This is a genomic window from Micromonospora arida (genome assembly GCF_003857035.1).
Lineage (GTDB): Bacteria > Actinomycetota > Actinomycetes > Mycobacteriales > Micromonosporaceae > Micromonospora > Micromonospora arida.
Map to the genome: position 1 here is coordinate 1 of NZ_QGSY01000181.1, position 24,940 is coordinate 24,940.

22 protein-coding genes and 1 pseudogene are annotated in these 24,940 nt (G+C 70.0%); 12 read left to right on the forward strand and 11 right to left on the reverse strand.

Features of this window, described 5'->3' with window-relative positions; genetic code table 11:
- Window positions 1-170 (reverse strand): annotated as a pseudogene (locus DLJ58_RS34590) (tyrosine-type recombinase/integrase); the annotation flags it as partial.
- A 122-nt stretch (window positions 171-292) separates the two neighbouring features.
- On the opposite strand from DLJ58_RS34590, the gene DLJ58_RS34260 reads away from it, so the two are divergent.
- Both DLJ58_RS34260 and DLJ58_RS16405 read left to right on the forward strand, forming a co-directional pair.
- Window positions 293-1,048, forward strand: a complete 756-nt coding sequence (locus DLJ58_RS34260) for a hypothetical protein (protein WP_244218967.1) — start codon at window positions 293-295, stop codon at window positions 1,046-1,048.
- A 225-nt stretch (window positions 1,049-1,273) separates the two neighbouring features.
- The gene (locus tag DLJ58_RS16405) at window positions 1,274-4,537 is read left to right on the forward strand and encodes an NACHT domain-containing protein (protein WP_244218971.1); all 3,264 of its coding nucleotides are present in this window, start codon (window positions 1,274-1,276) and stop codon (window positions 4,535-4,537) included.
- A gap of 122 nt (window positions 4,538-4,659) precedes the next feature.
- On the opposite strand, the gene DLJ58_RS16410 is transcribed toward DLJ58_RS16405, so the two are convergent.
- Window positions 4,660-5,454, reverse strand: coding sequence for an alpha/beta fold hydrolase (locus tag DLJ58_RS16410; RefSeq protein WP_244218968.1), 795 nt, complete (start codon window positions 5,452-5,454; stop codon window positions 4,660-4,662).
- A 48-nt stretch (window positions 5,455-5,502) separates the two neighbouring features.
- Window positions 5,503-6,324, reverse strand: coding sequence for an NAD-dependent epimerase/dehydratase family protein (locus tag DLJ58_RS16415; protein WP_208741155.1), 822 nt, complete (start codon window positions 6,322-6,324; stop codon window positions 5,503-5,505).
- Window positions 6,325-6,553: 229 nt separating this feature from the next.
- Here DLJ58_RS16415 and zwf point away from each other — a divergent pair, with 229 nt between their 5' ends.
- The 3 genes from zwf (at window position 6,554) to DLJ58_RS34890 (ending at window position 9,637) form a co-directional block, all read left to right on the forward strand.
- A complete protein-coding gene (gene zwf / locus DLJ58_RS16420; protein ID WP_124857369.1) occupies window positions 6,554-7,933 on the forward strand; it encodes a glucose-6-phosphate dehydrogenase in 1,380 nt (459 codons plus the stop codon).
- Window positions 7,934-8,072: 139 nt separating this feature from the next.
- On the forward strand, window positions 8,073-9,515 hold the full coding sequence (locus tag DLJ58_RS16425) for an OFA family MFS transporter (RefSeq protein WP_244218969.1): 1,443 nt from the start codon (window positions 8,073-8,075) through the stop codon (window positions 9,513-9,515).
- Complete coding sequence (locus DLJ58_RS34890; RefSeq protein WP_279635880.1) at window positions 9,512-9,637, forward strand: MFS transporter small subunit; 126 nt, start codon at window positions 9,512-9,514, stop codon at window positions 9,635-9,637. Before DLJ58_RS16425 ends, DLJ58_RS34890 begins: the two co-directional genes overlap by 4 nt.
- A gap of 41 nt (window positions 9,638-9,678) precedes the next feature.
- Here the strand turns inward: DLJ58_RS34890 and DLJ58_RS16430 are convergent, their stop codons facing one another.
- A complete protein-coding gene (locus DLJ58_RS16430; protein WP_124857371.1) occupies window positions 9,679-10,407 on the reverse strand; it encodes an SDR family NAD(P)-dependent oxidoreductase in 729 nt (242 codons plus the stop codon).
- A gap of 79 nt (window positions 10,408-10,486) precedes the next feature.
- On the opposite strand from DLJ58_RS16430, the gene DLJ58_RS16435 reads away from it, so the two are divergent.
- The 3 genes from DLJ58_RS16435 to DLJ58_RS16445 all read left to right on the forward strand — a co-directional run bounded on the left by DLJ58_RS16435 (window position 10,487) and on the right by DLJ58_RS16445 (window position 12,588).
- On the forward strand, window positions 10,487-11,320 hold the full coding sequence (locus DLJ58_RS16435) for a patatin-like phospholipase family protein (RefSeq protein WP_124857373.1): 834 nt from the start codon (window positions 10,487-10,489) through the stop codon (window positions 11,318-11,320).
- Between the two features lie 45 nt (window positions 11,321-11,365).
- A complete protein-coding gene (locus DLJ58_RS16440) occupies window positions 11,366-11,827 on the forward strand; it encodes a peroxiredoxin (RefSeq protein WP_124857375.1) in 462 nt (153 codons plus the stop codon).
- An 83-nt stretch (window positions 11,828-11,910) separates the two neighbouring features.
- Window positions 11,911-12,588: a hypothetical protein gene (locus DLJ58_RS16445; RefSeq protein WP_124857377.1), complete on the forward strand. Its 678-nt coding sequence runs from the start codon at window positions 11,911-11,913 to the stop codon at window positions 12,586-12,588.
- Between the two features lie 6 nt (window positions 12,589-12,594).
- On the opposite strand, the gene DLJ58_RS16450 is transcribed toward DLJ58_RS16445, so the two are convergent.
- On the reverse strand, window positions 12,595-13,047 hold the full coding sequence (locus DLJ58_RS16450) for a MarR family winged helix-turn-helix transcriptional regulator (protein WP_124857379.1): 453 nt from the start codon (window positions 13,045-13,047) through the stop codon (window positions 12,595-12,597).
- Window positions 13,048-13,144: 97 nt separating this feature from the next.
- Here DLJ58_RS16450 and DLJ58_RS16455 point away from each other — a divergent pair, with 97 nt between their 5' ends.
- Window positions 13,145-13,603 (forward strand): MarR family winged helix-turn-helix transcriptional regulator, encoded by a 459-nt coding sequence (locus DLJ58_RS16455; protein WP_124857381.1) that lies wholly within the window; start codon window positions 13,145-13,147, stop codon window positions 13,601-13,603.
- A 126-nt stretch (window positions 13,604-13,729) separates the two neighbouring features.
- Here the strand turns inward: DLJ58_RS16455 and DLJ58_RS16460 are convergent, their stop codons facing one another.
- Window positions 13,730-15,967, reverse strand: a complete 2,238-nt coding sequence (locus DLJ58_RS16460; protein ID WP_244218970.1) for an ABC transporter permease — start codon at window positions 15,965-15,967, stop codon at window positions 13,730-13,732.
- A gap of 341 nt (window positions 15,968-16,308) precedes the next feature.
- Entirely contained in the window at window positions 16,309-17,136 is an 828-nt protein-coding gene (locus DLJ58_RS16465) for an ABC transporter ATP-binding protein (RefSeq protein ID WP_124857385.1), read from the reverse strand.
- Window positions 17,137-17,305: 169 nt separating this feature from the next.
- Here DLJ58_RS16465 and DLJ58_RS16470 point away from each other — a divergent pair, with 169 nt between their 5' ends.
- A complete protein-coding gene (locus DLJ58_RS16470) occupies window positions 17,306-18,493 on the forward strand; it encodes a sensor histidine kinase (protein ID WP_124857387.1) in 1,188 nt (395 codons plus the stop codon).
- Window positions 18,481-19,140, forward strand: a complete 660-nt coding sequence (locus DLJ58_RS16475) for a LuxR C-terminal-related transcriptional regulator (protein WP_124857389.1) — start codon at window positions 18,481-18,483, stop codon at window positions 19,138-19,140. The genes DLJ58_RS16470 and DLJ58_RS16475 overlap by 13 nt, the downstream gene beginning before the upstream one ends.
- 97 nt (window positions 19,141-19,237) lie before the next feature.
- On the opposite strand, the gene DLJ58_RS16480 is transcribed toward DLJ58_RS16475, so the two are convergent.
- From DLJ58_RS16480 to DLJ58_RS16495, 4 genes are all read right to left on the reverse strand, one after another.
- A complete protein-coding gene (locus DLJ58_RS16480; RefSeq protein ID WP_208741158.1) occupies window positions 19,238-20,425 on the reverse strand; it encodes a GNAT family N-acetyltransferase in 1,188 nt (395 codons plus the stop codon).
- Window positions 20,426-20,547: 122 nt separating this feature from the next.
- A complete protein-coding gene (locus DLJ58_RS16485; protein ID WP_124857391.1) occupies window positions 20,548-21,381 on the reverse strand; it encodes an arginase family protein in 834 nt (277 codons plus the stop codon).
- Window positions 21,382-21,422: 41 nt separating this feature from the next.
- Window positions 21,423-22,421 (reverse strand): cytochrome d ubiquinol oxidase subunit II, encoded by a 999-nt coding sequence (cydB, locus tag DLJ58_RS16490; RefSeq protein ID WP_124857393.1) that lies wholly within the window; start codon window positions 22,419-22,421, stop codon window positions 21,423-21,425.
- A 14-nt stretch (window positions 22,422-22,435) separates the two neighbouring features.
- Window positions 22,436-23,851, reverse strand: a complete 1,416-nt coding sequence (locus DLJ58_RS16495; protein ID WP_124857395.1) for a cytochrome ubiquinol oxidase subunit I — start codon at window positions 23,849-23,851, stop codon at window positions 22,436-22,438.
- 162 nt (window positions 23,852-24,013) lie between these two features.
- On the opposite strand from DLJ58_RS16495, the gene DLJ58_RS16500 reads away from it, so the two are divergent.
- Window positions 24,014-24,781 carry a lysophospholipid acyltransferase family protein gene (locus DLJ58_RS16500; protein WP_124857397.1) on the forward strand — a complete coding sequence of 256 codons (768 nt, stop codon included), beginning with the start codon at window positions 24,014-24,016 and terminating at the stop codon, window positions 24,779-24,781.
- Window positions 24,782-24,940: the final 159 nt, after the last annotated feature.

Consider the following 24,940-nt stretch of genomic DNA (forward strand, 5'->3'; position numbering starts at 1 on the left):
AGCGCGTCCAGGGGTAGGGGAGGGGTGGCATCTTCCGCCACCAGGGAGGCCACCGTGTGCAGATCCCTGCGGTACGCGGCCAGGGTGTGCGGGGAGGGCTTACGGGTGGCGCGCGCGGTCAGGAACTCCTCGATCAGTACCGCGAGCGATTCGTCCTGTTTGTCATGCATAAGGGATATTATGCAGCATTTTCGCGTATTCGGGAAGCGGGTGCACGAGGGGGAGAGCAGCCTCATCCCGGACCGTCGCGAGCACGGCCGGAGCCGATGAAGAAGCACGTATCGTGCGCGACATGACGCCGCTCGCCGCCATCTGTCCCACCTGTGGTCGGCCCGGCACGCCCATCGTGTACCGGGACCTCGACGGTCCGACAGATCTGGCCTGCTCCGAGGGGCACCAGTGGCGGGCCCCTGGCCGAGCCGGGTGGGCTCCACATGCGTCGCCCGCCGCCGTCGACCACGACCCGCAGGACGCAACGACACCGATGGAGCCCATGGACGTCAGCAAGGACGGGCGCACCTGGCGGATCGGCACGGCCGGCGACGTCGCCTGGCTCGCCGGGCGGACCACGCAGGGCCTGTCGGTCACCACGGCGATCCCGCCGGTGTTCGAGGCGTACGGCACCTTTCACCCGCCCGCCGGGGCCGGTTTCGACGCCCACGAACGCGCCGTGATCGACGAGCTGGTGGCGTGCACGCCGGATCAGCCCTGGTGGCTGGGCTTTCTCGACACCGGCGCCCACGACGTCGTCTTCCCTCATGCCCCGAGGGTGTCCCTCTACTGGGACTGGCCCTACGTGCTGGTCCAGGCCGGGCCGGAACAGGCTCTCACCTGGCGGGCCGGTCACATGCGCGGCGACGGGGCGTTGCCCGACCTGTTCTTTCCGGCGGATCGCTCCTGGCTCGTCTCCGCCCTGTGGGACGACACCTGGACCGACATTGGCGCCAGCGGTGCGGTGCTCGCGGCCCTGCGGCGCAACCCGCTGGTCAACGTACGGCTCGTCGGGCCGGACGAGGACGCGTGTCCGCCGGGCCTGACGCGCGACTGACCCCGTGGGATGGACGGCGAGGGGACCCCCGGAACGCGCCACTTTACATAATGTGCATTATCGAATCGCCGCAGGAACGGCTGGATGGTGGACAGCCACGAATCTCTGCACGACGTAGCTTCGTCAGTGGTCGCTGTCTTGACACCTGGAGCCGGCGTTCCGTGAGCTGTTGGCACGCGCACCAGTCAGACCTCACAGCAGACCAGGAGGAGACGCGGCGTGGGGATGGTCGAGACGGCGTTGCTGCGCCTGGCCGGCTCGGTGGTGACACCGGCGGTGAAACGATGGCTGGGACGCCGCCGGGAACAACGGGAACGTGAGACGCCGCTCATCGACCTGATCCGCTCTGGGATCACCGATGACCTCGGCCTGCGCCGGGCGGGCCGGCGATTGGACGACATCGTCGACACCGTCTACGAACGCCTGCAGCCGCTGGTTCGCCGCCGGGAGCCGGCGCTGCCCGACAATGAGATCGCCGCCGCTCTGAACGCGGTGGCCGATACGCTACGCGACGCGGACCTGTCCGACGCCGCAGTGTTCGCCGACGATGTAGACCCCGCGTTGATGGCCACCCGACTGCGCCGACAACTGCCCGACATTCCCGCGAGGGCGGCCCTGAGCGAGGCGGCAGGTCACCTGTACGGCAGGGTCCTCGACGAGTGCTGCACCTGTCTGACCCAGTTGGTCGTGCAACTCCCCCCGTTCCAAGGTCGCGCCACCGTACAGACATTGGAACGGCTGTCCACGGTGGCCGAGGGCCTCACCCAGGTTCTGGCGCGCCTACCGGTGACCAGCTTGGACGCCCCTACCGGGACCAGTCATGACGCCCAGTTCCGAGGCCGGTACCTGTCCCATCTGCTCACCGTGCTGGACCACCTGGAACTGTTCGGCGTCGACGTGCACCGCTACCGGTTGCGTACCCCGCTGAGCATCGCGTACATCAGCCTGGCCGTCACCGGCGGCACCACCCGTAGCCTGCGCCGCGGTGGGTTCCGCTGGGGTCCCGGCCTGTTGCGCTCCGACGGTGGTGGTGACAGCGCTTCGGTACGGGCCGAGCAGGCCCTTGGCGACGCGGCGCGGGTCCTGCTGCGTGGTGACGCCGGCTCCGGCAAGACCACTCTGATGCAGTGGATCGCGGTCACCGCGGCGCGGCATGGGTTCACCGGAGAACTCGACAGCTGGAACGGCCGTACTCCGTTCCTGATCCGGCTGCGTGACCACGTCGCCCAGCCGTTGCCTCCCCCGGAACGGTTCCTCGACCTGATCGCCGCCACGATCGCCGGGCTGATGCCTCCCGGCTGGGTGCACCGCCAACTCGGCACCGGGGCGATCCTGTTGGTCGACGGCGTCGACGAGGTGCCCGAAGGTCAACGGCGGACGGTCCGTGACTGGCTGCACGGCCTGCTATCCGCCTATCCGGACCTGCGGGTCGTGGTCACCTCCCGGCCGGCTGCGGCGTCGGCCCGCTGGCTGGACACCGAAGGGTTCGCCTCGGTGTTTCTGGAGCGAATGGGACCGGCCGACGTCAAGGCGCTGATCCGGCACTGGCACGAAGCGGTCCGTCGCGCCGCCGACCTGCCCTGCGAACCCCACCTGTTACCCGGTTACGAACAACGGCTACTAGCCCAACTCGACGGCAGCGCCCACCTGCAGAACCTCGCGGGCAGCCCGCTGCTGTGCGCGATGCTGTGCGCGCTGAACCTGGACCGTGACAGCAACCTGCCCCGCAATCGGATGGACATCTACCAGGCCGCCATCGACATGCTGCTGCACCGCCGCGACTACCAACGTGGCGTGCCCACCGCGCTACCGGAACTGACCAGCCGCGACCAGGCGCAACTGTTGCAGGAGGTCGCTTGGTGGATGACCCAGAACAGCCGCACCGAACTCACCCGCGCCGAAGCCACACAGCGCTTCGAGCATCGACTGGCCGGGATCCGTCACATCACCGCCTCTGTTGTCGCCGTGCTTGAGCACATGATCCAACGCAGCGGCGTCCTTCGTGAACCGGTGCCCGACCGCATCGACTTCGTCCATCGCACCTTTCAGGAATACCTGGCTGCCCGTGAAGCCGCTGACCAAGGGCACACCGGTGCCCTCCTCGAGCACGCCCATCTCGACACCTGGCGCGAAACCATCATTCTGGCCGCCGGCCACGCCAATGCGCCTGTCCGCATGCAACTCCTCACCGGCCTGCTCACGCTCGCCGGCGAGCGACCGAAGCAGGCCCGGAGGTTGCGGCTGCTCGCTGCGGCATGCCTGGAAACTGCGCCCGCGGTCGAGCCGGAAGTACTTACCCGGATCCGTTCCCACCTGCGCGAGCTGCTGCCCCGGTCCGTTGCCGAAGCCCGTTCCCTTGCGGCCGTTGGGGAACCGCTGCTCGCCGAACTGCCGGCCGATCTCAGCACGTTGAGCGAGGCCCAGGCCGCCGCCACGGTCAGGGCCGTGGCTCTGGTCAACGGTCCCGATGCGCTCGCTACCCTCGCCCGCTACGGCACCGACCCCCGACCTCGCGTCCAGCAGCAGCTCATCACGGCGTGGGAGTACTTCGACCCCACCGATTATGCCGACCGGGTCCTCGCTGACGCCCCTCTTGACGGTGGCGAGGCGACGATCCGCAATGCCACCCTGCTCCCCGCGCTGCCCCGGCTGCGTCACCTCGCCAAGACGGTCATCCGCAGCGACCAAAAGTTGGACCTGGCCCAACTGTCGGACGTGCCGCATCTGACCGAAGTTCAGCTGACCGCGAATGGGGTCGTTGGCGACCTTGATCATCTGGCCAAGAGTTCCGACCTGTCCAGCATTTGGTTGGAAGCCGATCAGCAACTGTTGGATCTCTCCTCGCTGCCAAAGTTGCAAAGACTTACCGACCTGTCCCTGTGGGGCCTTGCACCCGACCAGGACCTCACCGCCCTCACCCAGATGACGCAGCTGAGATGGCTCGCGTTGGGCGGAGTGGAGGTTAGCGGACGCCTCCTCGCTGAGCTCATCGCGCTGCGATACCTGAATTTCAGTCCACCCCCGCTGTGGCATCCGGCGATGCTCGATCCTCTGCGAAACCTGACGCAGCTGGCGCTCTATGACAGCGAGGAGCCTGCCGGCGGGGTCCATGAGCTGGCGGTGAAACTCCGTCAACTGAAAGTCACGTACCTGTGGTTAGCCGCCTGCACATGGTTGACGGACCTGGCCGCGCTGGCCTTGATCGACACTCTGACCGAGCTGGTGATTGACCGGACACCCGTCACCGACCTGAGTCCCTTGGCCGGGTTGTCTCAGCTTCGCTGGCTGAGCATTGGCAACAGCGAACACGTGTTCGACCTCACTCCGCTCGTCGGACTGGCGGAGCTCAAGAACCTCTCGATCGTGAGCTCAGCGCCGGGACTCGACCTGACACCGCTACACGGAAAACACATGACCGTCTATTTGCCGCGAAGCATTGAGATCGCCGATGCCGCGCGCCCGGACGGGGTACGCATCAAACGCCGCTGAACCACACCGCGCTCCGGCCGACCCGCCGGTGTCTGGAGCGTGGCGTCGCTCGCTGCGTGGCCCTGGTCCTGGCCGGACTGACGGATAGGCCAGTGGCGATGCACTCCCCTGCCGGCGCTGCGTCAGGCCGCTGGGATGCCCGGTGTGCGGCGCAGCCAGTCCTGGGTGAGTGACCGCAGTAACGCGGGCTGTTCGTACGGCAGGTAGTGCCCCGCCGCGTCGATCACCGTGAAGGTGCCGCGCGGATAGCGGCGCATGGCGCGGAACTGGTCGGCGTACCCGACGATCCTGTCCTGTCGGCCGGTGATCACCGTGACCGGGCCGTCGAAGACGACGTCGGCGTTTTCGTCGGGCAACGCGTAGTCGGGCCCGGTTTGCAGCCTCTCCTGGAACGTCGTGTCACCGGGACCGCCGGAGTTCAGTGCCGCGAGCACCGTCGCGACGACCGTTGACGTGCGATGGCCCAGGGCGGCGTCGAGGTGGGCGTGCAGGGCGGCGGGAGCGGCGTCGAGCCAGCCCGTGGGCGCTTCGAGCGGTGGTTCGTCGGGCAGGTCCCGGCTGTCGCGGGCGATGGTGACGCCCGGGCAGACGAGGAGCAGACCGCGGACGAGTTCGGGTCGTCGGCGGGCGATGCCGGTGGCCAGGTACGCGCCGTAGGAGCCGCCGGCGAGCAGGACCGGCGCGTCGATGTGGTGGTCGAGCCACTCGCACACGGTGTCCAGCACCGCCAGGGACGTCGGTGGGCAGTCCGCGGGGCTGTCGCCGTGGCCGGGTAGGTCCAGGTATGTCTCTCGTAGGCCCGCGCCTGCGAGGGCTGGGCTGAACGCGGCAGCCGTGGCGGTGCGGGTCATGGTGAACATGGGCAGGCACACCACCTCTGGTGCTGTGCCCGGTGACTGATCGACTGCCAGCTTCATTGTCGGGCTCTCCTCTGTTGGGCGGTGCGGTCCATTCTGTACTCCTCGTCAGGGGTTCAGTTGCCCGCCGCGGATGTGGGTGAGGGTGGTCTCGGCGCTGGCGTACCTGCCTCCCTGGGGTGCGCGGGAGTCGATGGGGTCGTCGGCGCCGACGACGTGGGCGGCGTGGTCTTCGGCGTTGTCGACCGGCGTGTAGCCGAGCTGGATGCCAGCGTCGAGGTCCCAGAACCGGCGGGTGTTGGCCGACACGGCGTAGGCGGTGGCGAAGGAGACGTCGGGTGCGGTGATGGCCGCTCGGATGAACCCGAGGCAGTCGCGCGGGCTGAGCCAGGTGGCGAGATATCGGGCGTCGTCTGGTCTGTCCTCGAAGCTGCCGATGCGCAGGCAGACCACGGACAGGGCGAACTTGTCCGCGTACAGGCGGGCGAGAGCCTCGATTGCCACCTTGCTCACTCCGTAGAACCCGTCCGGTCGGACCGGATCTTCGGGGTTGACGATCTTTCCGACGGGGTGGAAGCCGGTGACCCGGTTGCTGCTGGCAAGGACGACCCTGTCGACCTGTTGCCGGCGGGCGGCCTCGAGGACGTGGAACGTGCCGAGCACGTTGGCGTCCAGCAGGTCGGCAAGTGGGGCCTCGTCCGGCAGCCCGGCGAGGTGGATCACCACGTCGGCGCCCTCGAACGCGGAGGTCAGGGCGTCGAGGTCGGTGAGGTCAAGGCGGATGACCCGCTCCACCGGCGACTGCGCGGTCAGTGGGTCGCGATCGATGAGGACGAGGTGGCGGGTCTCGTCGCGGAGGGCGTGGCGGAGTGCGCTGCCGATGCGGCCGGCGGCGCCCGTGATGACCACGGTCCCGAAGGGTGGACTCATGTCGGCAGTCTCTCCTCCCCTACCGACAGGTCTTCGCAGGCATTATCGTGATCGAACTTCGTAGATCACGGTGGGACGTTGCCCGCATCACACCTGAGCTGCGAACCTTCTCAGGGTAAGCGCCGTCGCTGTCGCCGACCTCACGTGCGCCCCTCGCAGGGAATTCTCGCGCTGGGCCGCGCGGTTGTCCGTTCGTAAGATCAGAATTTCATGATCGAATGGAAGTGCCATGCGCATGCGCTCAGACGCGGTCGTGCTGTTCGGCGTCACGGGAGACCTTGTTTCGAAGAAGCTGTTCCCGGCGCTGTACGAGTTGACCCGGCGCGATCGCCTGGACGTCCCGGTGATCGGGGTGGCCCGCTCCCCCTGGGATGATCAACAGCTCGTCACGATGGCCCGCAAGTCGGTCGCTGAGGCCAATGACGAGGTCGACGACGAGACTTTCGACCGGCTGGCGGACAACCTTTCGATGATCTCCGGCAACTACGCGGACCCGACGACGTACCAGCGGCTGGCGCAGCGGCTGCGCGACGCCGAGCGGCCGGTCTTCTACCTGGCGATCCCTCCGGCGGTGTTCGGCTCCGTCGTCGAGGGCCTGGCGGCCGTGGGTCTGGCCGACCGGGGTCGGGTGATCGTGGAGAAGCCGTTCGGGCGTGACCTGGAGTCCTCCCGCGAGTTGGATCGCACGCTGGGCGCGGCCTTCGCGCCGGAGCGGGTGTTCCGCATCGACCACTACCTCGGCAAGGAAGCCGTCGAGGGTCTCTATGCCTTCCGGTTCGCCAACCGGCTGTTCGAGCCGCTGTGGAACAACGAGCACATCGACAACATTCAGGTGACCCTCGCCGAGGGTTTCGGCACGCAGGGTCGGGCCGGCTTCTACGACACGGTGGGCGCGACCCGGGACGTGCTGCAGAACCACATCCTTCAGGTCGTGGCGCTCATCGCGATGGAGGCGCCGGCCAGCGAGGACACCGCGGCGTTCCGGGAGGCGGAGGCCGCGGTGCTGCGGCAGGTCGCGCCGCTGTCGCCGGAGTCCACCGTCCGGGGGCAGTACGCCGGCTACCGCGACGAGCCCGGCGTGGCTGCGGGCTCGAACACGGAGACGTTCGTGGCGGCCCGGTTGACTGTCGACTCCCCCCGCTGGGCGGGTGTGCCGTTCTACCTGCGTACCGGTAAGTCCCTGCCGGGGACGGCGACGGAGGTCGTGGTCGAGTTCAAGCAGCCGCAGCGCTCGCTGATCCCCGCCGAGCGGGGCACGGCGAGGGCCGCGAACCTGCTGCGTTTCCGCCTCGGGCGCGGTGACGGCATCACGATGTCGATCCAGGCGAAGAGCCCGGGTGCTGAGGTGGCGAGCCGTCCGGTGGATCTGTCCGTCGACTTCGGCGCGGCTCTCGGTCGTCGGCAGGAGGCGTACGAGCGGCTGCTCGACGACGCGATGGACGGGCAGCACCTGCGCTTCGCGCGTGCCGAGACGATTGAACAGGAGTGGCGCATCGTCGAGCCGATCCTCGATCTGCCGACGGCGGTGCAGTCGTACGAGAAGGGCAGTTGGGGTCCGGCGGACGCCGACGCGTTGGCTGGCGGCTGGCACCTGCCGGATCTGCGTTAGTCATCAACTTCGTGCGGTCGCTGACTGACCGCTCAGCTCACCGGGATGACCGTCCGGCGACGGTGAGGTTTGCGGTGTGCGTGTGGTGTGGGCACGTTGGGTGCGACGTTTCTCGTCCTCGTCGGAGAGGAAGCAGCGCATGCTTTCCGCACTCGATCGTCGGCACACCGTCGCGCCGCCCGGTTACAGCAGGTGGCTCATTCCCCCGGCGGCGTTGGCCATCCACCTCTGCATCGGTCAGGTCTACGCGACCAGCGTCTACAAGAACTCGCTGATCGCCCACTTCGACACCAGCCAGACGGCGATCGGGGTGATCTTCAGCATCGCGATCGTGATGCTCGGGTTGTCCGCCGCGGTCGCCGGGACCTGGGTGGAGGCGAACGGGCCGCGTAAGGCCATGTTCGTCTCGGCCTGTTTCTGGGCGGCGGGCTTCCTGGTGGGTTCGCTGGGCATCGCCACGAAGCAGTTGTGGTTGCTGTATCTGGGCTACGGGTTGCTCGGCGGCATTGGTCTGGGCATCGGGTACATCTCCCCCGTCTCCACGTTGATCAAGTGGTTTCCGGACCGGCCGGGTCTGGCCACCGGGTTGGCGATCATGGGGTTCGGTGGTGGGGCGATGGTGGCCTCTCCCCTGTCCCGGCAGTTGCTGTCGTTCTTCGACGCCGGTTACGACCCGTCCAACGCGGGGTCGACGGCGTCGGGCAGCGCCCTGGTGTGGCTGTTCGTGACGCTCGGCCTGGGCTACTTCGTGATCATGATGTTCGGTGTGGCGAACGTGCGGGTGCCGGCGCAGGGCTGGCGGCCGGCCGGCTTCGACCCGGCCAGCGTGGCGGCGAAGCCGCTGGTCACCACGGCGAACGTGTCGGCGGCGAACGCGGTGAAGACCCGCTCGTTCTGGCTGCTGTGGGTGGTGCTGTTCTGCAACGTGACCGCCGGCATCGGCATCCTGGAGCAGGCCAGCCCGATGATCCAGGACTTCTTCCGGGACAACGGCACCTCGGCGGTGACCGTCGCTGCGGCCGGCGGGTTCGTGGGTCTGCTGTCGCTGTTCAACATGGCCGGGCGGTTCGTGTGGTCGTCCACCTCGGACGTCATCGGCCGCAAACCGATCTACCTGGTGTACCTGGGTGTCGGCATGGTGCTCTACGCGCTGCTGGCGCTCGTCGGGCAGACCTCGACGGCATTGTTCGTGCTGTTGGCCTGCGTGATCCTGTCGTTCTACGGCGGTGGCTTCGCGACCGTGCCGGCGTACCTGCGGGACCTGTTCGGCACCTTCCAGGTCGGCGCGATCCACGGTCGGCTGCTGACCGCCTGGTCGGCGGCGGGGATCGCCGGTCCGCTGATCGTCAACGGGTTCCTCGACGCGCAGGGCGAGCCGGGCTCACTGACGGCCGCTGCGTACCGGCCGGCGCTGTTCACAATGGTGGCTGTGCTGGCCGTGGGCTTCGTGGCGAACCTGCTGGTGCGGCCGGTGCCGCAGCGCTACCACGAACCGGCGACGGAGCAGAACCGGGAACAGGGCGCGGATGAGAACACGGATCGGGACGAGGACACGACGGCGCAGAGGAGTGGTACGCGATGAGTGAGGACAGCCGACCCGGGCAGCAGGCCCGGTTGTGGATCTCCTGGTTGGTGGTGGCGGCGCTGCTCGGCTACGGAATCGCGCAGACCGTCGTCACCGCGGCGAAGCTGTTCACCCACTGAGGTGCGTGCGGGGTGCCGTGCGACGGCACCCCGCAGCACGGTCAGAGACCGCCGGAGACGCGCAGCACGGTCCCGGTGGCGTACGAGGCGTCCGGGCCGAGCAGCCAGGCGATGGCGGCGGCGATCTCGTCGGGTTCGCCGGCGCGGCCCAGCGGAATGCGACCGACGGCGGAGTCGGCGCGGTCGGGCACCCCGGAGTCGGCGTGGATGTCGGTGCGCACGATGCCGGGGGCCACGGCGTTGACCCGGATGCCCTTCGGGGCGAGTTCCTTGGCCAGGCCGACGGTGAGGGTGTCGGTGGCCGCCTTCACAGCGGCGTAGTGCACGTACTCCCCTGGGCTGCCGAGGGTCGCCGCCGCCGACGAGACGTTGACGATCGCCCCGCCGCCGGTGAGCCGGCGGGCGGCCTGCTGGGCGCAGAGGACGTAGCCGACGAGGTTGACGTCGACGACCCGGCGCAGGTCCTCGACGCGCAGCTCGGTGAACGGCCCGATCAGGCTGGTGACGCCGGCGTTGTTGACCAGGCCGGTGAGCGGGCCGAGCTGAGCGGCCGCGTCGAACAGGGCGCGTACCTGCTCGGGGTCGGTGGTGTCGGCGCGTACCGCGATGGCCTGTGCGCCGACGGCCCGCAGGTCGGCCAGGACGGCGGTGGCGGCGGCCTCGTCGCGGCGGTAGCACAGGGCGACGTGGTGACCGGCGGCGGCGAGCCGACGGGCGGTGGCCGCGCCGATGCCCCGGCCGCCGCCGGTGATGACGGTGACGGGTGCCACGGTGCCTCCCAGGGTCTGCGCAAGGGCTACGCCGACGCTACCGTGACCGGCGCGGGTCGGTCGTCGAGAGGAGAGTCACATGCAGCGGGCGTTGGTGCTCGGCGGTGGCGGGGTGACCGGGGTGGCCTGGGAGTTGGGGCTGCTGGCCGGGTTGGTCGAGCGGGGCGTGCCGGTCACCGAGGCGGATCTGGTGGTGGGCACGTCGGCGGGTTCGGTGGTCGGCGCCCAGGTGTGCTCCGGGTTGCCCGTCGAGCGTTTCTACAGCGAGCAGTTGGCGCCGCCCTCGAGTGAGCTGGCGGCGCGGTTGGGCTTCGCGACGCTGGCGCGGCTGATCTGGGCCGGTGGCAGGACCCGCGACGCGGTGCGCTCGCGGGTACGGATCGGGGCGATGGCGGTGGCGGCGCGTACCCCGTCGGAGGCGTCGCGGCGGGCGGTGATCGAGGCCCGTCTGCCGGACCGGGAGTGGCCGCTGCGACGGCTGCTGATCACGGCGGTGGACGCGTCGTCCGGTGAGTTCGTGGTGTTCGACCGCGACAGCGGGGTGTCCCTGGTGGACGCGGTGGGCGCGAGTTGCGCGGTGCCCGGGGTGTGGCCGCCGGTGACGATCGGCGCGCGCCGTTTCGTCGACGGTGGGATGCGCTCGTCGGTGAACGCGGACCTGGCGGCGGACGCGCGCAGGGTGTTGGTGCTCGCGCCGACGTCGGCGGCGTTCGGGCCGATGCCACGGCTGTCGGCGCAGGTGGACGCGTTGCGGGCGGCCGGTTCGCGGGTGGTGGTGCTGACCCCGGACGCGGCGGCGCGCACCGCGATCGGCCGCAACGTGCTGGACCCGGCCCGGCGCGCGGGCGCGGCGCGCGCCGGGCGGGCCCAGGCCGACGTGGTGGCCGACGAGGTGGCGGCGCTCTGGGCGTGATCGCTTACGCTCACCGCGCGATCGATCAGACGATGGAGGTGCGCGGTGGCGGGTGTGGGTGTCGGCGACGTGGTGCAGGATTTCGAGCTGCCGGATGAGATGGGCACGCCGCGGCGGCTGTCGGAGTTCCTGACGGCCGGGCCGGTGGTGCTGTTCTTCTACCCGGCGGCGATGACCCGGGGGTGCACGGCGGAGAGCTGCCACTTCCGCGACCTCGCGGCGGAGTTCACCGCGCTGGGCGCGACGCGGGTAGGCATCAGCCGCGACCCGGTGGCGAAGCAGGCCGAGTTCTCGAAGCTGCACGGCTTCGACTACCCGCTGCTGTCGGACGCCGACGGCTTGGTGGCGCAGCAGTTCGGGGTCAAGCGGCGGGTGCCGTTGGGGCCGTTGAGCATGAAGCGCATGACGTTCGTCATCGGCACCGACCAGCGGGTCATCGAGGTGATCCACAGCGAGGTCAGCATGAACGAGCACGCGGACCGGGCGCTGCGGGCGCTGGGCGGCTGAGCGGGCGTGAGCCCCGTGCGTCGGGTGTCGCAGTCGGCTGGTATCAAGACAGCAATCAAACAGGTGTACGGAAGAGGGTTGTGATGGATGCCGGCCAGGGTTTGTCCACTAGCGAGGTGCAGAGCATCCGGGAGTCGTTGGCGGCCGGGCGTAAACCGCGGGTGGTGTTCACCGCGTCGGCGGGGCAGATCGCCGGTCAGGTCGGTCAGGTGATCGAGCTGACCGACCCGGAGGTGTCCGACGAGTTCGTGGTGGTGCGCTTCGGTCGCGACGAGTTGCCGTTCTCCCCCGCAGACCTCGCCGTGGCGCCCAAGGGCGTCACTCGTCGGGTGGTGGAGCCGAAGCCCGAGCCCGAGCCGCCAGCGGTGGCCGCGCCGGAGTTCGTGTTGGACACGCCGCGGGTGCCCGCGCAGCGACAGGAGGAGCCGAAGGTGGAGCAGACGGAGAAGCCGCCGGCGCGGCGGGCGGTCAAGGCCGTCAAGCCGAAGGGCCCCGCGGGCCTCACCGTGACTCTGGCGTACGCCGACGGTGAGTGGACCGTCGCCGCGCAGCAGGGCAGCAAGGCCCTGGCGAAGCCGTACGTGGTGAAGCCGGCGGAGGCGTTGAAGATGGTGGCCCTGGTCGACGTGCCGGGGGTGCAGGAGGCGGTGGAGCAGATCCTCGGCACTGAGCGGGCCGAGGCGGAGCAGCAGGCCGAGAAGCTGCGCGCCGAGCTGGCCGAGATCGAGGCCCGGCTGGCGGAGCTGCGCGAGGCCCGCTGAGGCGGGTCAGTGCCGGCTGTGGTGGCGCAGCAGTCGGGTGAGCAGTCGCGTCAGCTGCTCGCGCTCGGTGGCGGACAGCGGGGCGAGCAGGTCGGCTTGGACGCGCTCGAGCGTCGCGCCCATCCGGCGGGCCTCGTCGGCGCCGGCGTCGGTGGCGCTGATGACGTTGCGGCGGCGATCGGCCGGGTCGGGGGCGCGCACCACGAGCCCTCGGCCGGCCAGGTCGTTGATGGCGGCCACCACGTCGCTGCGGTCGATGGCGCAGCGCCGGCCGAGGTCGGCCTGGCTCGCGGGCCCGTCCTCGGCAAGGGTGGCGAGAAGTCGGTAGTGGTAGCCGCGCAGGTCGTGCGCGGCGAAGCCCTCGCTGAGCAGGCGGGCGGCGTGACTGGCGCTCTGGTTGAGCAGCCAGCTCGGGGTGGTGCTGAGCCCGGCGGGTGACTGCGGGGCCGCGTTGTCCATGCGGCCCAGCCTACCAGTAATCGTTGGCGCGACCCACGATTAGGTGTTACGTTGGCACGACCAACGTTGGTTCCACCAACGTACTGAAGGAGGCGTCATGTCCACCGTCCCCACCCTCAACGGCCAGGTCATCGGCCAGGCCCACTACGCCACCCGCGCCCTGCTCGAACGGGCCATCGGTCCCCTCGGCGTCACGTTCAACCAGGTGGTCGCGCTGCACGTCCTCGCCCAGGGCCCGGTCGAACGCGCACACCTCACGCACCGGGTCACCAGCACGCTCAAGATCGACGAGTCGGCCGTGCATCAGGTGATCGCCCAACTCGTCGACGCCGGGCTCGCACAGGTCGATGGCCCGTCCCCCGCCACCGGAGGCGACGAGCCGCTGGTGGCGCTCACCGACACCGGTCGCGCCACCCAGCGCGGCGTCGTCGCCGCCGTCGCCGACCTGAGCGCCTGGCTGTACGGGGACATCCCCGCCGACGAGGCCAGCACGGCAGCTCGGGTGCTCACCCTCGTCACCGAACGCGCGAACGAACTGACGGCGATCCCCGCCTGACCGAGCGAACGCCGAACTGGCGGCGACCCGGCCTGACCGGCCGCCGCCACCAGGCGTGGTCACCCGGGCTGATCGATACCTCGTACCACCCGACAATTGGTAAAGCTGGCTGTAGTGCCGTCGGCGTCACTCGCGAACGCCAATCGCGTTGACCGGCTGCGACCGCATGGCGATTCGAGTGGAGGTCATGATGGCGGCCGAGCCGAGCAGCGCGGTGACCGCGACGATTCCCAGGTAGACGAGCGGTGGGATAGACGGAATCAGCGTCCTGGTCAGTCCGATGCTGGTGCCGATCAATGACGGGATCGCGCCCAGGGTACCGATGAGCACGGCTGCGACGACGACGATCCGCGTCTCGCTGCGCATCATCGCGAACACCTGGCGGCGGGTGGCGCCGACCAGTTGGAGTAGGGCGAATTCGCGGAAGCGCGAGGCGGTAGCCATCACCAGGGTGTTCACCACGGCGATCGCGAGGTAGCCGAGTAGGACCGCGTTGAGGATGAGGCCGACCGCCGACTCGCCGGCGACCGCGGCGCTCTGCGCGGCGATGAACGGCTCGCGGTTGTTGACCCGGACGGTTGGGAGGTGGTGGACGGCGGAGCGCAATGCGTCGCCGAGTGCCGCAGCGTCGGTTCCCGTGGCCGCCGTGACCAGCACCGCGAGGTCCAGGCGGTCGGTGGTGTGCTCTAGGACGAGGTCGTGCGGCAGCGTGACGTCACCGAGGCCGAGTCCTCTCTCGTAGAGCGCCACCACCGTGGGTTTGATCGGTGTGCCGTCACCGAGGCGAAGGTCGATGCTGTCGCCGAGAGCGACGCCGAGGGTGCCCGCCGCGATCCGGCTCAACGCCACCGTGTCGCCCCGCACATCCGCGACATCGCCCTCGAGAACGGCGAGATCCATGGTCTCGGCGAGCGGGTCACCGGTGACCCCCTGCGACGAGTAGGTCCTGAATTGGGGGCTGTGGCTCGAGCCGAAGGTTGCCAGCGTACGTGTACGCACGACCGGGGTCACCGCCGAGACGCCAGGCACGTCCCGGAGCATGTCCGCGACCTCGGGCGACACGCCGGCGGACGTGGATGTGACGACGTAGTCCGCGCGCAGTCCGTCTGCGGCCTGATCCTGCGCGGCCGAGCTCGCGGTCGTCCCGCTGAAAAGCTGCCCGGCGGCCAGGATTATGCCCATGATCAAAGGGGTGGTCGCCGCGGCAAGCCGCCGCGAGTTGGCGTGCGCGTTCGCTGTCGCAAGGAACCCGCTGACGCCCGACCCGCGGCTTAACCAGGGGCCCAGCACGGTGACGGCACCGCCGAGCAACCGCGGCCCCAGCAGCGCGACGGCGAAGAGGAGCAGGAACGCAGAGAAGGCCGCACTTTCAGCGGCCCCTTCACCGGGTAGCACCCATGGCAGCACGACCGCCATGGCGAGACCGGTGGGGACCAGCAGCAAGCCGACGGTCAACCGGAGCCACCCGAGTTTGCGCGGCTCCACCGCGGCCTCGCCGAGCGCGTCCACCGGCCTGAGCCTGGCCGCGCGCCGTGCGGCTATCCAGCCGCCCAAACGGGCGCCGACCAGGCACAGCACCATCGCCGGGAGTACCGGCAGCGGGCTGATCGACAGTACAAAGTCGTCTGGTACCGCGCCGACCATGATGAAGGTTTCGCGGAGGAGGAAGCTGAGGCCGATGCCGGGAATCACGCCCAGCACTGCTCCGAGCGTGGCCACCACCATCGTCTCTGCGGCGATCATGCCGAGCACCTGCTTCGGGGTCGCGCCGATCGCCCTCAGCAGGGCCAGTTCCCGCAGCCGTTGCCGAACGGACAGGGCGAGTGTGCTCGCCACAACGATCATGATCACCAAAATCATGCTGCCGCCGAACGCCAGGGACAGCTCGCTGATGAACGAACGCGTGGTGCCGATGTCGAGGAACTCGGCCTCGCTTCGGTCGCTGCCGGTGTAGACGACCGCATCGGGGACTGCCGACTTGATGGCGCTTGCCAACTCGTCGGCACTGACTCCGGGTGCGGCCAGCACGCCAATCGCGTCCACCCGGTCCGGTTGGCCGGTCAGCTTTCGGGCCTGATCATCGGTGAAGAACAGTGCGGACTGCCGGGCGAGTCGGCCTCCAGGCAGACCCGCGATGCCTGTCACCCGGTACATCGACGTGTTCGAGCCGACCGCGAGTCGCACCCACGCGCCGACGGTAATGTCGGCCCGCTCGGCCAGCGCGGAGTCCAGCACCACATCGTCCGGCCCGGCCGGGGCCCGGCCGGTGCTCGTGGTGAACGGGCCGAGCGCGGCCGACTGCCAACCATGCCCGAGCGCGGGGGTGCCGTCCGGCCCGGCGAGCACCTCGGCGTCCGCCGTCACGAGGCTGACCGGGACGTTGACGTCGGGGATCGCCGATCGGACGCCAGGCACTCGCGCGATGTCGCCAACCCGGGCGGCCGGCAGGGTGGCCCGCTCGCCGAACCTGGGATCTACGTCGTCGGCCACCGGCAGTGCCTGCGAGGCGCCCACCACCAGGTCGGCGGCCTGGTAGCGCTCGGTCGGCACGCCCGAGCGCTCGCTGCTCTCCAGCAGGATCCCGCAGGCCGTGATCAACGCCGAGCCGAACAGCACCGCGACGAATGCCGCGGCGAACCCGCCCTTCCGCCCCTTGACCGTCTTCCAGGCCAGCGCCAGCAGGCGCTTCGACAGCACGCGGCGGCTCACTGCTCCCCCAGGTGAGTCATCCGCTCGGCGATCTGCTCGACGGACGGTCGGGTCATCTCGCCGGCCAACCGGCCGTCGGCGAGAAACACCACGGTGTCGGCCTGCGCGGCCGCGACCGGATCGTGCGTCACCATCAGCACGGTCTGCCCCAGGTCGTCGACGATCTTCCTGAGCAGTGCCAGGACTTGGCGGCCGTTACGGCTGTCCAGCGCGCCCGTCGGTTCGTCGGCGCACACCAGATCGGGCCGGTTGATGAGAGCTCTCGCGATCGCCACCCGCTGTTGCTGGCCACCGGAGAGCTGACTCGGGCGCCGGTCGTGATGCTCAGCGAGCCCGACTGCAGCGAGGACGCTCGCCAGTTGCTCGGCATCGACCGGTTTCTCAGCCAACCGGAGGGGCAACGTGACATTGTCCGCCACGGTCAGCGCACCGAGCAGGTTGTACGCCTGAAAGACGAACCCGATCCGGTCGCGGCGCAGCTCGGTCAACTCGGTCTCCGACCGGCCGGACAAATCCGTGTCACCCAGCACGACCCGGCCCGATGTCGGGCGGTCCAGACCGGCCGCGCAGTTCAGAAACGTGCTCTTGCCGGACCCGGACGGACCCATTACGGCGGTGAACGTACCGCGCGGGAATCCGGCCGTCACCCCGTCGAGAGCGCGTACCTCGCTCCTGTCCGACCCGTATACTTTCGACACCGAATCCAATTGCACCGCGCACGGTGGTGTCGTGAATGTCGGCAGTGCACCCGGCCGCAGCGACTGGGGCGCGGTGGCCACCAGCGTCCCGCGTCGTCTCGATGGGTTTCTGCTGTTGAACTTCATGCGTCCGACGCTAAATTCCGCGACCGTCGGATGCCGATACCCCGTACCACCGGATGTGAGGTACAGGTGGCTGTAGTGCCACGGGCAGCGGCCACCGGGCAGACTTGACGCCGTGTCGGGAACGCGCAGGGAGGCTTCCCCAAAGGAGGGTACGCAGAAAGGGCATCCTGTGACGTCGGGTCGGCCGTGGGTGCAGGCGTGGCGTGGCGGGACCTACCTCCTCGGATCACTGGTCACCGGGATCGCCACGCTGCTCGCACTGCCGCTGCTGTGCCATCCGAGGCTCGCCCGGCGATGGGCGAATTGGCACCGTGACCGCGCCGGCCGACTGCTCGAGACGCCGTTGGCACCGCGCCCTGTTCTGCACGTGATGGGGCGCCGAGCATGGGCCGATCCGGCAACGCCCCGCGACCTGCTCTGGCTGCCGGTGAACGCCATCACCGGAGTGGCGCTCGGCCTGCTCGCACTGCTGTGCGTGGGTAACCTCCTGACCGCCGCAGTCGCCACACCACTGTGGTGGGCGTTCGCACCGGAGAATCGGCCACGGTTGTTCATCGATGTCCCGGTCACCAATTGGGCGACAGCCTTCACCCTCGGTGCACTGCAGATCCTCCTGCTCACCGCGCTGGCGTACCTGGCCTTCGCGCCGATCGCTCGCGCACATGCCCGGATCTGCCTCGTAGTGCTGTCGCACTCGGCGGCCGAACAGCTCGCCGACCGGGTCGCCGTGTTGACCCGCACCCGGGCAGACGTGCTCGACGCACACGGCGCAGAGCTGCGCCGGATCGAGCGCGACCTGCACGACGGCACCCAGGCGCGGCTGGTGGCCATCGCGATGCGGCTGGCCGTGGCCCGGCGAGCACTGTCCGACAACCCACGAAACGAGCAGTTCCTGGAAGAACTTCTGCGGGACGCACACGAAGGCACCGAGGAAGCGATGACCGAACTCCGCGACGTGATCCGAAGCGTCTATCCGCCGATCCTCGCCGACCGCGGCCTCACCGGTGCACTGACCGCAGTGACGGCTCGCTGTGGCGTGCCAACCCGGCTGGACATCGACAACCTCGACACAGTACCGGCGGCCGTGGAGGCCGCCGTCTACTTCGCCGTCGCCGAGGCACTCACCAACGTCGCCAAGCACAGCCAAGCGACTACGGCCGGCGTACGGGTAAGCCGGAAGGCAGACCGGCTGTCGGTGGTGATCACCGACAACGGCGCTGGCGGCGCCGACGATCGGCTGGGCACCGGCCTGGCCGGGATCCGTCGCCGTGTGCTCGCGTTCGACGGCACCGTCGACGTCGATAGCCCGGCCGGCGGGCCTACGACAATCATCATGGAGCTGCCATGCGGGTCGTGATCGCCGAAGACAATGTGCTGCTGGCCACCGGACTGGAACTGCTGCTCAACAGCGTGGGGTTCCACATCGCCGCCATCGCGGGCGACGCGGCGGGCTTCCTCACCGCCGTGCGGGACCACCGGCCCGACGTCACCATCGTCGACGTCCGGCTACCGCCGTCATTTCGCGACGAGGGCATCCGAGCCGCTCTTCAGGCCCGTCGAGAGCACCCTGGCCTACCGGTCCTGGTGTTGTCGCAGTACGTCGAGCAGCAGTACGCCGCCGAACTACTCGCCACCACCGGCGGCGGCGTCGGCTACCTCCTCAAAGATCGCGTCAGCCGGGTGGACGAGTTCGTCGACGCGCTGCGCCGAGTGGCCGCCGGGGGCACCGCCATGGACACTGAAGTCATCGCCCAACTCCTCGCCAACCGCAGCGACCCAATCGCCGTCCTCACTCCCCGTGAACGCGAGGTACTCGCACTGATGGCCCAGGGACACGACAACAACACCATCGCTGACCGGCTTGTCATCACCGACAACGCCGTGCACAAGCACATCGGCAACATCTTCAACAAGCTCGGGCTCGCCGTCACCGACAGCGGCCACCGCCGTGTCCTCGCCGTGCTTACCTACCTCAACGGCGCGGGCCAGATCGACGGCGACTGAGCACGCCGGTGGCACGCCGCCCGCCAGTGTCACACCTGTATCTGTCCGCTGCCGCCGCTGAGTTCCCACTTCGGAGGCGGAAACCGTCGGCCGCCGGTCAGAAGTAGTCGAGCAACTGCGCCGGGCCACCGGCGCCCAGGAGGTCGAGTGCGGCCGGGTCGACACCAGGGCTGTGGTGCAGCAGCCCGGCTTGCGCGACCGACCGGGCCGGCGCCGCCCCGGCGTAGAGCAGGGCGAAACCGCGGACGTCCAGCCGCAGGTCGGCCTCGCCGCCGACCCGGGCCAGCTCGGCGGCGCCGTCGGCGACGGTCAACCGCCAGGTGCCGGTGTTCCAGTCGGCGAGCGGGTCGGTGAGGCCGAAGTCGACAACACCCCGGGCGTGGGCGGGCCACCCCCGCGCGCTCACCGCGCGGGCGACGTCGACCGGTCGGTGCATCCACAGGTCCCGCTCGTGGTCGCGGGCCGACTCCAGCGGCAGGACGGTGCTGACGGCGTCGCCGTCGAGCGGGCACAGCCGCAGCGTCGGCGCGACGCTGGCCCAACTGCCGAGCACCCCGACGAGTTCCCGGGCGGCCTCGGCGGTGACGGCCAGCGCCTCGTCGACGGTGAGCACGGAATCTGCCCCGTAGCCCCGGCCCCGCTGCCAGGTGGCGTAACCGACCAGCTCGCCGTCGGCCTCGACGAGGGTGACCCCGTCGCCGGGCAGGCCACGGTCGGCGGCGTCGAACAGCTCACCCCGGCGGGTCAGCATGCCGTTGCGGTGCCGGGTGACCAGCTCGTACAGGGCGTCGACCGCCGGCAGATCGGCGGGCGTACCGGCCCGGACGGTGAGGTGCGACGCGGGCCGGTGCCGGGGCAACGCTGCGGTGGCCAGGTCGACGGTGCGCAGCACCCCGGCGGCCTCCCACCCGCAGGCCCGGTACGGGGCGGCGACGGTCGGATAGAGCGCGCTGATCGCCGCCTGACGGTCGCGGGCGCCGCGCAGCAGCGCGGTGAGCAGGGCCCGAGCCACGCCACGACCACGGGCTTCGGGGGCGACCGCCACCCCGGCCACGTCGGCGGCCGCCACCGCCCGCCCGGACCACCACTGGTCGTGGTGCAGGTCGACGGCCTTGCCGACGAGCCGACCGGCGTCGTCGAACGCGCCGTAACGGGTCAGGCCGGGCACCGGCGTGGACGGGGGCGCGGGGCGCTGCGGGTCGGAGCCGAACGCGAACCGGCCCAGCTCCCAGGCGGCGTCGAGGTCGTCGGCGGTGAGTTCGCGTACGTGCACAGTGGCGGGCATCGGCACACCGTAGCGAGGCGGGTCCGCAGCGACAGCCGATTTACCGCCGGCGTACCGGCCGTCGCGCTCCGCCTGGACGGGGCACCGGGTTCGGTTGTCCAGGGTGCGGCCCAATTCCTGCCTCAGGTGGGCGGAGCAGTGGTCAGCCCGAGCGCGCCGAGCACCTCATTGAGCACCTGCTGGTCGTGCGCGAGCTGCGGAACGTACTCGGTGATCCCGACTCCGACCACCTGGTGGTCGGCGCGCAGGGCGGTCAGCGACCGTGCCAGCGCGGCGGAGGTCAGGCCGCCCGGGGTGGGCACCGCCACGGCAGGCAACGCGGACGGGTCCAGCACGTCAAGGTCGAGGTGCACGTACACCGCAGCGCCGGGTGGGGGCAGCTCGGCCAGCCGGGTCGGCTGCGCGCCCAGCGTTGCGCAGTCCAGCACCGGCAGGTCATGCCGGCGCACGTACTCGACCTCGGCGGGGTCGAGATCTCGGACCCCGACCAGCGCGACCTGGCCGCGCATGAGGCAACGAGGCGCCGGCAGCGCACCGTCCGCGTCCGCGTCGAGCAGCAGGCGCAGGGGCATGCCGTGCGCCGTCCCGCTCGGCGAACTCGCGGGTGTGTTGAGGTCGCCGTGCGCGTCGATCCAGAGCACGAACAGCCGTTGCGCGTACCGGCCCGCGAGGTGGGCCACCGACGCGACCTCGACAGCGCAGTCCCCGCCCAACGTCAGCAGCCGCCGCGGGCGGTGCCGCGCGAGCACGTCCCGGTGGGCGCGGTAGCCGTCGACGACCGCGGCCCGGTGGCGGACACCCTTCTCCCGCTCCGAACCGCCGGCCGGGACCGGCACGGTGACCCGCTGCGTCCCCGGCGCGGCCAGGGCGCCCAGCGCGGCCGCCCCGTCGCGCACCCGGATGTCGTCCGCGCCCTGCCACATCGGTACCAGTACGTCGAGATCCCGGTTCCACATGGCGACGATCCTCCCAGCCGGCCGCCCGCGCACCCTGTCGGTCAGTGCTGCGGGATGTTGGCCACGCCGATGCGCTTGCGGAACACCCAGTACGTCCAGCCCTGGTAGGCCAGCACGATCGGAGTGAAGATCACCGCCACCCAGGTCATGATCTTCAGGGTGTACGGGGTGGAGGCGGCGTTGGTGGTGGTCAGCGTGCCAGCCGCGTCCAGGGTGGAGGGCAGCACGTTCGGGAACAGCGCCGCGAACAGGGTCGCCACGGCCAGGCCGATCGCCACGGCGGTGCCGGTGAACGCCCAGCCCTCCCGGCGTACCTTGGCGGCGGCGACGCCACCGAGCAGGGCCAGGGCGGCGCCGACGGCGAGCACGACGGCGGCCGCGCTGGAGCGGATGCTCAACGTCCAGGTCAGGAACCCGACCGCGAGCACGGCGGCGCCCACACCCAGGCGCACGGCGAGCGCGCCCGCCCGCTCGCGGATGTCGCCGGTGGTCTTCAGGGCGAGGAACACCGCGCCGTGGGTGAGGAACAGCGCGAGGGTGGTCGCGCCGCCCAGCAGGGCGTACGGGTTGAGCAGGTTGAGCAGGCCGCCGACGTACTCGTGGTCGGCGTCCAGTGGCACGCCGCGCAGGATGTTGGCGAAGGCGACGCCCCACAGGATCGCCGGCAACAGCGAACCGACCACGATCGCCGCGTCCCAGCGGCGCTTCCAGGACGCCTCGGGGCGCTTGTGCCGGTACTCGAAGGCGACCCCCCGGGCGATCAGGGCCAGCAGGATCAGCAGCAGCGGCAGGTAGAAGCCGGAGAAGAGGGTGGCGTACCACTCGGGGAACGCGGCGAACATGGCGCCACCGGCGGTGATCAACCAGACCTCGTTGCCGTCCCACACCGGGCCGATGGTGTTGATCAGGACGCGGCGTTCGCGGTCGTCGCGGCCGAGCACGGGCAGCAGCATGCCGACGCCGAAGTCGAAGCCCTCCAGGATGAAGTAGCCGGTGAACAGCACGGCGACGAGGAGAAACCAGATGGTGGTCAGGTCCACGATGGGCTCCGGGATCAGTAGGCGAAGGCGAGCGGGCGCTCGGCGTCGTCATGGGTGTCGTCGATGGGGTGCTCTTCGCTGACGTCGGGCACACCGGCCTTCGCGTAGCGCAGCAGCAACTTGACCTCGATCACCGCGAGGGTGGCGTAGATCAGCGTGAAGGCGGTGAACGAGGTGAGCACCTCAGCCAGGGAGACACTGCGGGACACGCCGTTGCGGGTGAGCATCTCGCCGAAGACGATCCACGGCTGGCGGCCCATCTCGGTGAAGATCCAACCGAAGGAGTTGGCCAGCAGCGGCAGCACCGGCATGGCCAGCCCGGCGCGCAGCAGCCACTTGCTGGTCGGGGTGCGGCCCTTGCGCTGGCTCCACAGCACCAGCAGGGCGATCGCGGCGGCGGCCATCCCGAAGGCGATCATAAAGCGGAAGCTCCAGTAGGTGACCGGAATGATCGGCGTGTAGCTGCCCGCGCCGTACTGGCTGGCGTACTGGGCCTGTAGGTCGTTGATGCCGTGCACAGTGCCGTTCGGGTCGCCGGTGCCCAGGTACGACAGCAGGTACGGGATCTTGATGGCGAAGACCTCACGGCTGCCGTCGAGGCTGCCGATGGTGAGCACGGAGAACGAGGCGGGGCTCTCGGTGGTGTAGAGGCCCTCGGCGGCGGCCATCTTCATCGGCTGCACCTCGGTCATGATCTTGCCTTGGATGTCGCCGGTGAACACGACCGCGGCGGTGGAGACCAGGACCACCCAGGAGCCGAACTTCGTGGCGAAACGGTAGGCGCCGGTGTCGGCGGAGTCACGGTTGCGGATCACGTGGTACAGGCCGACCGCCACGACCAGCGAGCCGGCGACCAGGAAGGAGCCGGCCAGCGTGTGCGGGAAGGTGATCAGGGCGACCTTGTTGGTCATCACGGCCAGGAAGTCGGTCAGTTCCGCGCGGCCGGTGTCGGGGTTGAGCCGGTAGCCGACCGGGTTCTGCATGAACGAGTTCGCCGCGAGAATGAAGTACGCGCTGAGGTTGGTGCCGATCGCGGCGGCCCAGATGCTGGCCAGGTGTGCCCGCTTGGGCAGCCGGTCCCAGCCGAAGATCCACAGGCCGATGAAGGTGGATTCGAGGAAGAACGCGACGAGCGCCTCGATGGCCAGGGGTGCGCCGAAGACGTCGCCGACGAAGCGGGAGTAGTCGCTCCAGTTCATGCCGAACTGGAACTCCTGCACGATCCCGGTGACCACGCCCATGGCAAAGTTGATCAGGAACAGCTTGCCGTAGAACTTGGTGAGCTTGAGGTAGCGCTCGTTGCCGGTGCGGTGCCACATCGTCTGCAGGATGGCCACCAGCACGGAGAGGCCGATGGTCAGCGGCACAAAAAGGAAGTGGTAGACGGTGGTGACACCGAACTGCCAGCGGGCAACGTCCAACGCGTCCACCTGAAAACCCCCAACGATCCGTACTACGAGACGTAGTAAATACTACTGCTCGTCGTAGACGATTGGGCAGGGCCGTGCGGCCCGAACACACCCGGGACCAATGACCCTGATCACCCGACCCGCCCTCGCGGCCCCGCCGCCGCGTGCGACGATGGCGCGCTGATGAACACCTCCACCTGGCAGCCGCCGCTGATCTGGCGCGCAGCCCTTCTGTTCGCCCGGGGCCTGGTCGGCCTGCTCGCCCGCCTTCAGGTCACCGGCGACGTCCCGGCGCACCTGCGTCGCGGCCCACTGGTGCTGGCCGCCAACCACATCAGCCCGTTCGACCCGGTGGTCATGGCCGCCGCCTGCCAGACCCGTGGCATCGCCCCCCGGATCATGGCGACCGCCGGCCTGTTCCGCGTCCCGATGTTCGGCGCCGCCATGCGCCACGCAGGACACATCCGGGTCGACCGGGGCACCAGCGCCGTGCACCGGGCCCTCGACGACGCCGCCACGGCCGTCGCCCGCGGCTCGGTGATCCTCATCTACCCCGAGGGTCGCATCGGCCTGGACCCCGGCCTGTGGCCCGAACGCGGCAAGACCGGCGCCGCCCGCCTCGCCCTGGCCTGCGGCGCCCCGGTCGTCCCGGTCGCCCAGTGGGGCGCGCACGAGGTGCTGCCCTACCAGGCGCCCCGCGGAATGCTGCGCGGAATCGCCCGCTCGCTGTGGCGTCGACCGGTGATCCGGGTGCACTTCGGCACCCCCGTCGACCTGGGCGAGACGGGGGCGGCCCACCCCGGCGCGGCCCGCCGCGCGACCGACCGGATCATGGACGCGCTCACCGACACCCTCGCCCCGCTGCGCCCCGACGAGCCGGACCTGCCTCGTCACATCGACCCCGGTCGCCCAAGCGACACCAGCCGCGCCCACCGCCGCCGCTCAGACTGAGGCCACCGCCGCGACCGCCGAGGTTGCCGCGACGTCGGGGTGCGCCGGTGCGCGGAGACCCGCACGGGTGCCGGAAAGCCGAGTCGAGCACCGGGTGTCGCGGTCTGCGGCGGGGCCTGCGCCGCCGACTTCAGCCGGGTGCCGCACCCCACCCTCCCC